A 14,044-nucleotide genomic window follows, 5' to 3' on the forward strand; every position below is an offset into this window, starting at 1 on the left:
CTCGTCATGCTCGTTAAGTGCAATAAAGGAATACCTGAGCTGAAGCTCATGCATAAGAAGCACTAAACTCGCCATGCTCGTTAAGTGCTTCTTTATATGCTAGAATATAGGTAAATATGGTCTGGAGGTTTGATTGTGGATAAATTAGTTTTAATTGATGGAAATAGTTTGAGTTTCAGGGCATTTTACGCTTTGCCTTTGCTGTCGAATAAGGCTGGTATTCATACAAATGCAATATATGGCTTTGCTATGTTACTAGAGAAAATATTGAAAGAAGAGCAACCTAATCATTTTTTAGTAGCATTTGATGCAGGTAAGACGACTTTCAGACACGAAAAATATAGTGAATATAAAGGTGGGAGACAAAGTACGCCTCCAGAATTAAGTGAACAATTCCCATATATTCGACAGTTATTAGATGCATATCATATTAAGTATTATGAATTAGAAAATTATGAGGCTGATGATATTATTGGTACGTTGAGCAAACAAGCTGAAGCGTCAGGGTTAGAAACGATTATTATTACAGGAGATCGTGATTTAACACAATTAGCAACGGACCATGTAACAATTTATTACACGAAAAAAGGGGTTACTGATGTAGATCATTACACACCAGAATTCATTGCTGAAAAATATAATGGATTGTTACCAAAACAAATTATTGATATGAAAGGTCTTATGGGAGATACTTCTGATAATATACCTGGAGTAGCTGGTGTTGGAGAAAAAACGGCAATTAAGTTACTTAACCAGTTTCATTCTGTTGAAGGTGTGTATAATCATCTTGATGAAGTTTCTGGAAAAAAACTTAAGGAAAACCTTGAGAATAGTAAAGCCGATGCGTTTATGAGTAAAGATTTAGCTACAATTAATTGTGACAGCCCTATAAAAGTGAATCTTAAAGATACAATTATGGGCGATTTAAATGATAATAAAGATAAAATTGAGCTTTTCCAAAAATTAGAATTTAAACAATTACTTAATGATATAGACAGTAGTGCTAGTGAAAATAACAGTGAAACTGAACACAATTTTGAAGTGATCCATCATTTTGATAATATAAATTTTAAAAAGCTAGATAATGCAATCATACATTTTGAAATTGATGGTAGTAATTATTTAAAGGATAAAATTTTAAAGTTTGGATTATATGCACAAAATCAATATATCGTTATTTCGGCTGAGGATATCCATCAATATACTGAACTCATTGAGTGGTTAGAAAATGATCATAATAATAAAATTGTTTTTGATGCTAAAAAGACTTATGTTGCTGCACATCGTTTAGAAATTAATCTGCAGCATATTGATTTTGATGTTATGTTAGCAAGTTATATTATTGATCCATCTCGTACTATAGAAGATGTTCAATCCGTAGTAAGTTATTATAATCAAAATTTTGTCAAAAGTGATATTGCTGTATATGGTAAAGGGAAAAAACGACAAGTTCCACTAGATGATGTGTTGGAAGTGCATATCGCTGCCATTATGCAAGCTATTTATAATTGTAAACCATTAATGTCAGACATTCTGTCAGACCATAATCAAATGGACTTGTTGAATAATTTAGAGTTGCCATTAGCGAGAATACTTGCTGACATGGAAGAAACAGGTATTTATACAGACGTAAATGATCTTAAGGAAATGCAAAACGAGCTTCAAGAAAAATTGGATAATCTTGTTTCAGAAATATATGAAGCAGCAGGTGAATCATTTAATATTAATTCACCTAAACAATTGGGCATTGTTTTATTTGAAACATTAAAATTACCTATTATTAAAAAAACAAAGACGGGTTATTCTACTGCGGTTGATGTACTTGAACAGTTACAAGGTAAACATCCTATTATTGATTACATTCTTGAGTATCGACAGTTGTCAAAATTACAATCAACATATGTAGAAGGCTTGCAAAAAGTCATAAGTGACGATCAACGTATCCATACGCGTTTTAATCAGACATTAGCGCAAACTGGACGTCTTTCATCAATTGATCCGAATTTACAAAATATACCGATTCGTCTTGAGGAAGGTCGTAAAATTCGTAAAGCCTTTAAACCAACGTCAGATGATTATGTTATTTTATCTGCGGATTATTCTCAAATTGAACTTCGTGTATTAGCACATATGACTCAAGATGAAAGTTTAAAAGAAGCTTTTATACATGGAGACGACATTCATGCTGCTACTGCTATGAAAGTGTTTGGAGTTGAAAAAGATCAAGTTAATGATTTAATGCGTAGACAAGCAAAAGCGGTTAATTTTGGCATTGTTTATGGTATAAGTGATTATGGTCTTAGCCAAAATTTAGGTATTACACGTAAAAAAGCAAAAGCTTTTATTGATGATTATTTGGCTAGTTTTCCAGGTGTTAAACAATATATGACCGATATTGTTAAAGATGCAAAAGCCAATGGTTATGTTGAAACGTTATTACATCGACGCCGTTATATTCCAGATATTACGAGCCGCAACTTTAATTTAAGAAGTTTTGCTGAAAGAACAGCCATGAATACGCCTATTCAAGGTAGTGCTGCAGATATTATTAAATTGGCAATGGTACAATTTGATAAAAATGTAAGAGAAACAAACTATCATGCCAAATTATTACTTCAAGTGCATGATGAATTAATATTTGAAGTTCCAAAGTCTGAGGTACAAGATTTTAGTGAATTTGTTGAAGAAATTATGGATAATGCATTAACACTTGCTGTCCCATTGCTTGTAGATTCTAGCTATGGAGCTACATGGTATGATGCTAAATAGAAAGAGGAAATAAAGTATGCCAGAATTACCAGAAGTTGAACATGTTAAAAGAGGTATTGAACCTTTTATAATTAACACGATTATAAAATCAGTAACATTTTCTTCAAAAGTCATTGACGGCAAGTCAGACGGGAAAGAAACAATCATTAAAGGGATTAATCTTGATGGTTTTAGGCAGTTTACAGAGGGTTATAAAATATATAAAGTAGAGCGACGCAGTAAATACATTAATATTTATATTGAAAAGAATCAGGAGTGCCGTGTATTGATTAGTCATTTAGGAATGGCAGGTGGTTTTTTTATCGTAAATCATTTAGATGAGATACATGCTCCAAACTATAGAAAACATTGGCATGTTATTTTTCATTTAAGTAATGGTAAATTACTTGTTTATTCAGATATTCGACGTTTTGGTGAAATTAGAAATGTACAAGCACTAAATAATTACGCATCGTTCAAAAATATGGCGCCCGAACCTTTTGACGAAAGCGCATTAGATCATTATTTGACTTATTTAAACCAACCTAAAGTAAAGCACAAATCTATTAAACAATTAATCCTTGATCATAAAGTTATTGCAGGTTGTGGGAATATCTATGCTTGTGAGGCATTATATAGAGCTGCAATACATCCCGCCACTGAAGTGCAAAGCTTAAATCAGCAAGCAAGACAAAATCTTTTTTTAGAAGTTCAAGCCGTTTTAAATGAAGGTATTGAGTATGGCGGAACGAGTATCTCGGATTATCGTCATGCAGATGGTAAGACAGGCACGATGCAGTTACGCTTAAATGTATATAAACAACAGCAATGTAAAAAATGTGGACATAAAATAGAACAGCAAGTGATTGCTACACGTAATAGTCATTTTTGTCCGGTTTGTCAAAAATAATGAAAGAGTGAGTTTATGCCAAAAGTAATAGGACTAACAGGTGGGATAGCCACTGGTAAATCAACAGTATCAGAATTACTTACAGCCTATGGATTTAAAGTCGTAGATGCAGATATTGCAGCTCGAGAAGCAGTTAAAAAAGGTTCTGCTGGATTGGAGCAAATCCGCCAAACATTTGGGAACGAAGCCATTAATGATGATGGTGAAATGAATCGTCAATATATGGGTCAACTCGTGTTTAATCACCCTGATAAAAGAACAGAATTAAATGAAATTGTACATCCTATCGTGCATCAACTAATGGATAAAGAAAAATCACACTACCTTAATCAAGGTTATAATGTGGTGATGGACATTCCGTTACTTTTTGAAAATGAATTAGAAGATACGGTAGATGAAGTTTGGTTAGTATATACTTCAGAAAGTATTCAGATTGACCGGTTAATGGAAAGAAATAATTTAAGTTTGGAAGAAGCCAAAGCACGCGTATATAGTCAAATTTCTATTGATAAAAAAAGTAGAATGGCTGATATAGTAATAGATAATTTGGGGGATAAATTAGAATTAAAACAAAACGTAGAACGCATTTTGACTGATCAAGGATATATAAATCAAGAATAAATATAGAGGAACCTTTTACATACATTTGTAAAAGGTTTTTTATATAAAAAATTTCTAAAAACTAAAAGTAAACGCTTCCAATGAAGATAAATTATGTTATACTAATTGCATAAAGTATAACATAAAGAATATAAGGGGTGCTTTTAATGTCAACGAATATTGCAATTAATGGAATGGGTAGAATTGGAAGAATGGTGCTAAGAATAGCACTAAAGAATGAAGCATTGAATGTAGTTGCCATCAATGCTAGCTATCCTCCTGAAACAATTGCACATTTAATTAATTATGACACAACACATGGGAGATACGATAAAAGAGTAGAACCTATTGAAAGTGGAATTCGAGTGGAAGGCCATGATATTAAATTAGTGTCTGATAGAAACCCAGAAAATTTACCCTGGAAAGATTTAGAAATAGATATCGTCATTGAAGCGACCGGTAAATTTAACCATGGTGATAAAGCTAAGGCACATATTCAAGCAGGAGCTAAAAAAGTGTTATTGACAGGACCATCAAAAGGCGGAAAAGTACAGATGGTGGTTAAAGGTGTTAACGATCAAGACTTAGATACAGATACATATGACATATTTAGTAATGCGTCGTGTACTACGAATTGTATCGGACCAGTTGCAAAAGTTTTAAATGATAGTTTTGGCATTGAAAATGGCTTAATGACAACGGTACATGCAATTACAAATGATCAAAATAATATAGATAATCCGCATAAAGATTTGAGAAGAGCGCGTTCTTGTGGGGAAAGTATTATACCAACATCAACAGGTGCTGCTAAAGCATTAAAAGAAGTTATGCCAGAATTGAATGGCAAACTACATGGCATAGCACTTCGTGTGCCAACTCAAAATGTATCATTAGTTGATTTAGTCGTTGATTTAAAACAAAAAGTGACAGTAGATGAAGTTAATCATGCATTTAGAGATGCAAACTTACAAGGAATTATTGATGTTGAAGAGGCCCCTCTAGTTTCTAAGGACTATAATACAAATCCTCATTCAGCAGTTATAGATGCTAAAAATACAATGGTCATGGGAGATAATAAGGTTAAAGTTATAGCCTGGTATGATAACGAATGGGGATATTCTAATAGAGTAGTTGAGGTAGCAAATCAACTTGGAGAACTAATTAAATAAACAATTTATTACTGCATCAATACGAGGTAAGTTGGAAACTTACCTCGTTTTATATTTTAAGTCTTAACAGAAATAGAACAAGTATATTGTAAACTTAAAAATGTTTAAGGTTTACAATATTGATATCAAAGACTAAGATATAACTATATTGAAAGCAGAAAGGTATGTGGGGAAATGAACTTAGCAAATCAAATTATTAACGGGAAATATTTAACTCAGGCTGAGTGCTTAAAAATTTACAGGGATGCTTCTTTAGCTACATTAGATTTAGTGCATGAAGCTTATTTAATTAGACGACATTATTTCGGTCATAAAGTCAAACTAAATATGATTTTGAATGCAAAAAGTGGAATTTGTTCTGAAGATTGTGGCTATTGTGGTCAATCTAGAGAGATGAAGCACAAACAACGATACACCTTGGTGTCAAATGAAACAATATGTAAGGGCGCAGATGTTGCTTCAAATAATAAAATTGGTACGTATTGTATTGTTATGAGTGGTAGAGGACCAAGTGACAAAGAAGTAGAACATATTACAAAAACGGTAAAAGATATAAAAAAGGATCATCCACAATTAAAAATTTGTGCCTGTCTTGGATTGGCTAACGAAGAGCAGGCAGAAAAATTAAAAGCTGCTGGAGTTGATCGCTATAATCATAATATTAATACTAGCGAGTCGTATCATGGGCAAGTTGTTTCAACACATACATATAATGAACGTATACAAACGTTATCATATATGAAAGAACATCATATTTCACCATGTTCAGGCGTAATATGTGGTATGGGTGAAAGCGATGAAGACATAATTGATATGGCTTTCGCATTGAAAAAAATAGATGCTGATAGTATTCCAGTGAATTTTTTACATCCGATACAAGGAACAAAATTTGGTAGTATGGATGATTTAACGCCTATGAAGTGTTTAAGAATATTATCTATATTCCGCTTAATAAACCCAACAAAAGAAATTCGTGTTGCAGGTGGCCGTGAAGTAAATTTGCAATCATTGCAACCACTTGCATTACAAATTGCAAACTCGATATTTGTAGGTGACTATTTAATTACCGGTGGTCAACCAAATGAGTTAGATTATCAAATGCTCGAAGATCTAGGTTTTGAAATTGATTATGGCAATGACGATGAAATTACTTTTAGTCATCCACAATTCAAATCAAAGTAAATACAGAAAAAACAACGTTACAATTCAACAAGCAACATCAATTAAAAAATATTTAATATATTGTTCTACTATTGAGAATAAGTAATATTTATTATGGAGGGGCAAACTGTAAAGTAAAGCCATAATTGAATAATTTTTCTTGAAAAAAGTAAAATAGAAAAGGTTTTATAAATATATAAGACTAGCGTGTATAAAAAAGTTATGTTAAATTGCTATTTGTTAAAATTCTGTATGGATTCAATGAACATGTCACTGCTTTTGTCAAAATAGAAAATATAGTATAATGAAGCATAATCTAATCAAGAGGGTGATATAAATGAAATGCCCAAAATGTAGCTCTACACATTCAAAAGTTGTTGATTCAAGACATGCAGATGAAGCAAATGCAATTCGTCGCCGCCGTGAATGCGAGAAATGCGGCACGCGTTTTACTACTTTTGAACACATAGAAGTGAGCCCATTAATCGTTGTTAAAAAAGATGGTACACGTGAACAATTTTTAAGAGAAAAAATATTAAACGGTTTGGTAAGATCTTGTGAAAAAAGACCTGTGCGTTATCAACAATTAGAAGATATTACAAACAAAGTAGAATGGCAATTGCGTGATGAGGGTCACACTGAAATTTCTTCGAGAGATATTGGGGAACATGTAATGAATTTACTTATGCATGTCGATCAAGTTTCTTATGTCAGATTCGCATCCGTATATAAAGAATTTAAAGATGTTGATCAGCTTCTAGCTTCCATGCAAGGTATCTTAAATGATAATAAACGGAGTGACTCTTAAATGACCATGCAAGCTTACCAATTTGATTTAAGACCAAGAGACAGTTTTGAAGTTATTCGTCATTTTGAGCTTAGTCAGGCTCACTTAGAAATATTAAATCGATTATATGCTCCATTGATTGGTACGCATGCCATTGGTTTATACCATTATTTAAATCAGTTTGTATCTGAAAATAATCAGGAATTGCTAACGCATTATACCATTATGAATGAGTTAAAGGTTAATTTATTAGATTTTAGAAAGACAATGGATTATTTAGAGGGGATTGGCTTGCTTAAATCTTTTGTGCGCCATCAATCTGATAATTCAAATTTTATCTATGAACTAATACAACCACCTACAGCTTATCAATTTTTTAATGATCCTATGCTGTCAGTTTTTTTATTTAGTGAAGTCGATAAAAAGCGCTTTGTACAGTTAAAACAATATTTTGAGCAAGATAGAAAAGATTTAACAAATTATCAAAATATTACGCACAAATTTACTGAAGTTTTTAAAATGCCTAATAAAGATATTAAAATTGATAGTCAAAACATTAAATCATCTCAATATTATAAAGGTCTTGATTTGTCTAATGAGCACTTTGATTTCGAATTACTTAAAGAGTTACTTCAACATCATTTTATTAGTAGTGAAATAGTTACAGATGAAGCTAAAGCTTTAATCTTACAATTGGCTACTTTATACGGTTTAACCGTTGAGGCAATGAAACGCATGATTTTAAACTCAATTACAAGTGCACAAACTTTATCGTTTGAAGAGTTACGCAAACAAGCAAGATCATATTATTTAATTGAGCATGAACAGCAATTGCCTAAATTAGCGATAAATGCTGATAAATATTATGATTCTGAGAGCCAACATACGCGTGATAACTCGACTAATACAAAACAAGACGAGTGGCTATCTAGTTTAGATAATATAAGCCCAGTTGATATGCTCTCCTCATGGTCGGGTTCAGAACCGACTCATCAACAAAAGCTGATGATAGAAGAATTGGTTAGTAGAGAAAAACTACCGTTAGGCGTCATAAATATATTATTACAATTTGTGATGTTAAAAAACGAAATGATGTTGCCTAAAAAATATATATTTGAAGTTGCTTCTAATTGGAAAAAATTAGGCATTTCAAATGCAAAAGAAGCATACGAACGAGCACTAAAAATGAATGAACCAAAACAAGTAGAGCGAAAACCTCAAAATGCAAAGAATCGTTATTATGGAAAACAAATTGTTTCTAGAGAGAAAACACCGAAGTGGCTGGAAAACAGAGACACTGCTAAAAGACAAGAGAAAATAAAGAAAAAAGATGACAATTTGGAGAAAGATAGACAACAATTCCTAGAGCAATTAAAAAAAGATTGGGGTGATGATTAATGAAAAGCTTTAAAAATATTATGGGATCAGATTCAAATTTAGAACAGCGTATTTCACAAATCAAGCAACAAGTTATTAACGATTCAGATGTTAAGCAATTTTTAACTATGCACCAAAGTGAATTAACAAATGCCATGATTGATCGTGATTTAAATGTATTGCAAGAATTTAAAGACCAGCAAAAGCATTATGATGGTCATGATTATCATTCATGTCCCAACTTTGTTAAAGGACACATACCTGAACTTTATGTTGAAGATGAACGCATAAAAATAAAATATTTACCATGTCCTTGCAAAATTAAATACGATGAAGCGCGTTTTGATAGCCAATTAGTTACTTCCCACCATATGCAGCGTGACACACTTAATGCAAAGTTAAATGATATATTTACTGAAGATCGAGATCGATTAGAAATAGCGATAAAAGCTAATCACATATGTAAAAGTATTATTAATGGTAAAAGTGTCAAAGGCTTATACATTTATGGACCATTTGGAACAGGAAAATCGTTTATTTTAGGTGCGATGGCTAATCAGTTAAAATCACAAAAAGTTGCCTCAACTATCGTATATTTGCCTGAATATATTAGAAGCTTAAAGAATGGTTTTAAAGACGGCAGTTACGAACAACGATTAGCTCGAATTAGAGAAGCTGGAATATTAATGTTAGATGATATAGGTGCTGAAGAAGTAACTCCATGGGTTAGAGATGAAATTATTGGACCTTTATTACATTATCGTATGGTTCAAGAATTGCCAACTTTCTTTAGTTCTAATTTAAGCTTTGAAGAGTTGGAACATCATTTGTCTATAACACGTGAAGGGGCAGAAAAAACAAAAGCTGCAAGGATTATAGAGCGTATAAAAAGCTTAGCTGATGATGTATATTTAGAAGGAAAAAATTATAGAAACAATTGATATTTTAAATATGTGTTGTATAATGAACGTAAATCTATATCGTTGAAATTTTTGAAGATATGACATGTTAAGGGTATTATTTAGAAAGCCATTGGTTGATGAAAAATGGTTAATAACTTTTCGTGTTACTCCTTCATTTGTAGACATTTGTAATGAATGTCCGGCTCAAGACCGTTATCTTATGTAGAGGTAGAGTGATGATATATTCATATAAGTACTTTAAGATATATGAATTTTCATTACTTAATTAGGGTGGCATCGCGATAATCTCGTCCCTTTGTTGGGATGGGATTTTTATTTTGCTGCTATATATAATAAAGAATCAACGATACTAGTTCATATTTTAGGAGGATGTTAGTATGACCAAAATAAATATTCAATTTCCTGACGGTAATAAGAAGGCTTTCGATAAAGGTATTACTACTGAAGAAATTGCACAGTCAATTAGTCCTGGATTACGTAAAAAAGCTGTAGCTGGTAAGTTTAATCAGCAACTCATTGACTTAGCACGACCACTTGAAGAAGATGGAGAAATCGAAATTGTTACTCCTGGTAGTGAAGAAGCATTAGAAGTGTTAAGACATTCAACAGCACATTTAATGGCAAATGCATTAAAACGTTTATATGGAAATGTACAATTTGGAGTTGGTCCGGTTATTGAAGGCGGGTTCTATTATGACTTTGATATGGAAAATAAAATTTCCTCAGACGATTTTGAAAAGATTGAAAAAATGATGAAACAAATCGTTAATGAAAATCATAAAATTGAACGTAAGGTTGTTTCTAGAGAAGAAGCTAAAGAATTCTTTAAGGATGACCCTTATAAATTAGAATTAATTGATGCAATTCCTCAAGATGAGATGGTCACATTGTATTCACAAGGCGACTTCACAGATTTATGTCGTGGGGTACATGTACCTTCAACAGCAAAAATCAAAGAATTTAAGTTATTATCTACTGCAGGGGCATATTGGCGTGGAGATAGCAATAATAAAATGCTTCAACGTATATATGGAACTGCTTTCTTCGACAAAAAAGACTTAAAAGCACATTTACAATTACTTGAAGAACGTCGTGAACGTGATCATCGTAAGATTGGTAAAGATTTAGAGTTGTTTACAAATAATCAGTTAGTTGGTGCTGGATTACCTCTTTGGTTGCCAAACGGTGCGACAATACGACGTGAAATTGAGCGCTATATCGTTGATAAAGAAGTTAGTATGGGATATGACCATGTTTATACACCTGTTTTAGCAAATGTCGATTTATATAGAACTTCTGGTCATTGGGCTCATTATAGAGATGATATGTTTCCACCGATGAAATTAGATGAAAATGAAGAAATGGTATTACGTCCAATGAATTGTCCTCATCATATGATGATTTATAAAAATAAACCACATTCTTATCGTGAGTTACCAATCCGTCTTGCTGAATTAGGCACAATGCATCGTTATGAAGCAAGCGGTGCAGTATCAGGCCTACAGCGTGTTAGAGGTATGACTTTAAATGACTCACATATTTTTGTTAGACCTGACCAAATTAAGGATGAATTTAAGCGTGTAGTTCATATGATTCAAGATGTATATAAAGACTTTGGATTTGAAGATTATACATTCCGCTTAAGTTACAGAGACCCTGAAGATAAAGAGAAGTATATGGATGACGATGATATGTGGAATAAAGCAGAGTCAATGTTAAAAGAAGCAGTTGATGAGCTTGGTTTGCCTTATGTTGAAGCAATAGGTGAAGCGGCATTTTATGGTCCTAAACTAGATGTTCAGGTTAAAACTGCTATGGGCAAAGAAGAAACATTATCAACAGCACAACTGGACTTTTTATTGCCAGAGCGCTTTGAATTAACTTATATTGGTAGTGATGGTGAGTATCATAGACCAGTAGTGATACATCGTGGCGTTGTATCTACGATGGAACGTTTTGTCGCTTTCTTAACAGAAGAAACAAAAGGCGCTTTTCCAACATGGTTGGCACCTAAGCAAGTTGAAATTATCCCAGTCAATGTTGATTTACATTATGACTATGCAAGAAACTTGCAAGATGAATTAAAATCCCAAGGTGTACGAGTTGAAATTGATGATCGCAATGAAAAAATGGGTTATAAAATACGTGAAGCACAAATGCAGAAAATTCCATATCAAATTGTTGTCGGTGATAAAGAGGTTGAGAATAACCAAGTTAATGTTCGTCAATACGGCTCTCAAGATCAACAGACGCTTGAAAGGGACGAATTTATATGGAATTTAGTTGATGAAATCAGACTAAAAAAACATAGATAGTCTTGTAATATAGTAGGAATTAATGTATATTCATTATATAAAATTTTAAATTTGAGTTAGAGGTTGCAACTTTAATAAGTAACTTATCTATAGTTTTTATGGGACGCATATAGGTGAGTGAAAGGTAATGTTGCCGAAGCAAATGTTTATCCATAATAAATGTTTGTTGGGACAGTTATCGAATAGATACTGTACTGTCACAATATGTGATGTGCTACCAATATAGAAAAAATGGTTGTATATCTCTTATAGATATGTAACCATTTTTTATGCTTTAACATCGATTCGTTTGATAAAAAGAAAAGGACGCGATAAAACACTTGTAAAACAATAATAATTTCTCAACGGAAATTTTTGTGTATTTGACGATATAAAGATACGTTCATCATGTGTTTTGTCCCTTATCTACAATTGAAAAACGGGTGTATTTAGCTAGCCTCTACGTAAAAGAAAGGGAGCTTTTATGTCTAAGATTGAAAGTCAAAATGGCGGTATTATACGAGGATTAAAAGACCGTCATATTTCTATGATTGCTATGGGAGGGTGTATTGGTACAGGACTGTTTATGACTTCTGGTGGTGCCATACACGATGCAGGTGCGCTTGGCGCATTGATAGCATATGCAATTATTGGTATTATGGTATTTTTCTTAATGACTTCTTTAGGAGAGATGGCAACATACTTACCTGTCTCAGGTTCATTTAGTACTTATGCAACGCGCTTTGTAGATCCTTCATTAGGTTTTGCATTAGGTTGGAATTATTGGTTTAACTGGGTTATTACGGTTGCTGCGGATGTAACTATTGCCGCGCAAGTTATTCAATATTGGACACCAATGGCAGGGATACCTGCATGGCTATGGAGCTGTATCTTTTTAGTCATCATATTCTCATTGAATTCATTATCTGTAAGAATCTATGGTGAGAGTGAATACTGGTTCGCTTTAATTAAAGTTGTTACGGTTATTATTTTCATTGCTATAGGTCTTCTAACTATTATTGGAATAATGGGTGGTAAATTTGTTGGCTTTGAAACATTTACTAAAGGCGAAGGACCTATACTTGGTGGGAATTTCGGCGGAAGCTTGCTATCTATATTAGGTGTGTTCTTAGTAGCAGGTTTTTCATTCCAAGGTACAGAACTTATAGGGATTACTGCTGGAGAATCTGAAAATCCAGAGCGTGCCGTGCCAAAGGCGATTAAACAAGTGTTTTGGAGAATATTGTTATTTTATATTTTAGCAATTTTTGTTATTGGAATGTTAATACCTTATGATAGTAATGCCTTAATGGGCGGAGATAATAGCATTGCCACTTCTCCATTTACATTAGTTTTTAAAAATGCTGGATTAGCTTTTGCCGCATCATTTATGAATGCAGTTATTTTAACTTCAGTATTATCCGCTGGTAACTCTGGAATGTATGCATCAACAAGAATGCTTTATTCAATGAGTAAAGATAAATTAGCATTCCCGATTTTCGGGAAAACCAATAAATATGGTGTGCCATATTTATCTTTATTACTCACAGCAATATTAGTGATCATTATCTTTTTAGTTCAAAAAGTTAGTGGCAATGCATATGAATATATCGTTGCGGCAAGTGGCATGACTGGTTTTATCGCATGGGTAGGTATTGCTGTAAGTCACTATCGATTTAGACGTGCATTCCAACGACAACACCATAATAAAAAAGAATTAAAATACAAAGCTAAATGGTTCCCATTTGGACCTATTTTTGCTGGTATTCTATGCGTTATTGTTATCATAGGTCAAGATGTGGATTTCATTAAAACTGGTGAATTTGATTTAAATCGCTTTGTTATTACTTATATGGGTATTCCGGTATTCTTAGTGTTCTTTATCTATCATAAATTAAGATACAAAACCAAAAAGATTCCACTAGAAGAAGTTGATTTAAGACAAGATGTTCACATGAATGAAATAAAACACCATTAATTTATAAAAGTAATTGACTTAATCATATAATGTTGTTATGATTGTATACGTTGAATACGAAACGTACCAAGTAGAAACACCCGTTTCTCACCTGTAG

Annotated in this window: 10 protein-coding genes, 1 riboswitch and 1 other annotated feature (1 of these 12 running past the window's edge); all 10 genes read left to right on the forward strand. The window is 32.8% G+C overall.

Going from position 1 to position 14,044, the window contains the following annotated elements; all coding sequences use genetic code 11:
- Window positions 1-135 precede the first annotated feature (135 nt).
- The 10 genes from polA to HMPREF2597_RS06305 all read left to right on the forward strand — a co-directional run bounded on the left by polA (window position 136) and on the right by HMPREF2597_RS06305 (window position 13,947).
- Window positions 136-2,769, forward strand: a complete 2,634-nt coding sequence (gene polA / locus HMPREF2597_RS06260; RefSeq protein ID WP_002478053.1) for a DNA polymerase I — start codon at window positions 136-138, stop codon at window positions 2,767-2,769.
- 16 nt (window positions 2,770-2,785) lie between these two features.
- Entirely contained in the window at window positions 2,786-3,658 is an 873-nt protein-coding gene (gene mutM / locus HMPREF2597_RS06265; RefSeq protein ID WP_070817240.1) for a bifunctional DNA-formamidopyrimidine glycosylase/DNA-(apurinic or apyrimidinic site) lyase, read from the forward strand.
- Window positions 3,659-3,673: 15 nt separating this feature from the next.
- Window positions 3,674-4,279 carry a dephospho-CoA kinase gene (coaE, locus tag HMPREF2597_RS06270; protein ID WP_002478055.1) on the forward strand — a complete coding sequence of 202 codons (606 nt, stop codon included), beginning with the start codon at window positions 3,674-3,676 and terminating at the stop codon, window positions 4,277-4,279.
- A gap of 146 nt (window positions 4,280-4,425) precedes the next feature.
- Window positions 4,426-5,427, forward strand: coding sequence for a type I glyceraldehyde-3-phosphate dehydrogenase (gene gap / locus HMPREF2597_RS06275; protein WP_002458885.1), 1,002 nt, complete (start codon window positions 4,426-4,428; stop codon window positions 5,425-5,427).
- Between the two features lie 174 nt (window positions 5,428-5,601).
- Entirely contained in the window at window positions 5,602-6,609 is a 1,008-nt protein-coding gene (bioB, locus tag HMPREF2597_RS06280) for a biotin synthase BioB (RefSeq protein WP_002478056.1), read from the forward strand.
- A gap of 316 nt (window positions 6,610-6,925) precedes the next feature.
- Entirely contained in the window at window positions 6,926-7,396 is a 471-nt protein-coding gene (gene nrdR, locus HMPREF2597_RS06285) for a transcriptional regulator NrdR (protein ID WP_002458887.1), read from the forward strand.
- Window positions 7,397-8,773: a replication initiation and membrane attachment family protein gene (locus HMPREF2597_RS06290; protein WP_002478057.1), complete on the forward strand. Its 1,377-nt coding sequence runs from the start codon at window positions 7,397-7,399 to the stop codon at window positions 8,771-8,773.
- On the forward strand, window positions 8,773-9,693 hold the full coding sequence (gene dnaI, locus HMPREF2597_RS06295; RefSeq protein ID WP_002478058.1) for a primosomal protein DnaI: 921 nt from the start codon (window positions 8,773-8,775) through the stop codon (window positions 9,691-9,693). Before HMPREF2597_RS06290 ends, dnaI begins: the two co-directional genes overlap by 1 nt.
- A gap of 359 nt (window positions 9,694-10,052) precedes the next feature.
- Window positions 10,053-11,990: a threonine--tRNA ligase gene (thrS, locus tag HMPREF2597_RS06300; RefSeq protein WP_002458891.1), complete on the forward strand. Its 1,938-nt coding sequence runs from the start codon at window positions 10,053-10,055 to the stop codon at window positions 11,988-11,990.
- 49 nt (window positions 11,991-12,039) lie between these two features.
- Window positions 12,040-12,215: riboswitch (Lysine riboswitch) on the forward strand.
- Between the two features lie 238 nt (window positions 12,216-12,453).
- Window positions 12,454-13,947 (forward strand): amino acid permease, encoded by a 1,494-nt coding sequence (locus HMPREF2597_RS06305; RefSeq protein ID WP_002458892.1) that lies wholly within the window; start codon window positions 12,454-12,456, stop codon window positions 13,945-13,947.
- Between the two features lie 62 nt (window positions 13,948-14,009).
- Window positions 14,010-14,044, forward strand: a sequence feature (ribosomal protein L20 leader region) (it continues 91 nt past the right edge of the window).

The sequence above is a fragment of the Staphylococcus sp. HMSC063A07 genome (assembly GCF_001836955.1).
Taxonomy (GTDB): Bacteria; Bacillota; Bacilli; order Staphylococcales; family Staphylococcaceae; genus Staphylococcus; species Staphylococcus lugdunensis.

Excerpts from the sequence above, each read along its gene's own strand:
- mutM (WP_070817240.1), top strand. The coding sequence starts at position 2,786 with ATGCCAGAATTACCAGAAGTTGAACATGTTAAAAGAGGTATTGAACCT.
- coaE (WP_002478055.1), top strand. The coding sequence starts at position 3,674 with ATGCCAAAAGTAATAGGACTAACAGGTGGGATAGCCACTGGTAAATCA.
- gap (WP_002458885.1), top strand. The coding sequence starts at position 4,426 with ATGTCAACGAATATTGCAATTAATGGAATGGGTAGAATTGGAAGAATG.
- bioB (WP_002478056.1), top strand. The coding sequence starts at position 5,602 with ATGAACTTAGCAAATCAAATTATTAACGGGAAATATTTAACTCAGGCT.
- nrdR (WP_002458887.1), top strand. The coding sequence starts at position 6,926 with ATGAAATGCCCAAAATGTAGCTCTACACATTCAAAAGTTGTTGATTCA.
- HMPREF2597_RS06290 (WP_002478057.1), top strand. The coding sequence starts at position 7,397 with ATGACCATGCAAGCTTACCAATTTGATTTAAGACCAAGAGACAGTTTT.
- dnaI (WP_002478058.1), top strand. The coding sequence starts at position 8,773 with ATGAAAAGCTTTAAAAATATTATGGGATCAGATTCAAATTTAGAACAG.
- thrS (WP_002458891.1), top strand. The coding sequence starts at position 10,053 with ATGACCAAAATAAATATTCAATTTCCTGACGGTAATAAGAAGGCTTTC.
- HMPREF2597_RS06305 (WP_002458892.1), top strand. The coding sequence starts at position 12,454 with ATGTCTAAGATTGAAAGTCAAAATGGCGGTATTATACGAGGATTAAAA.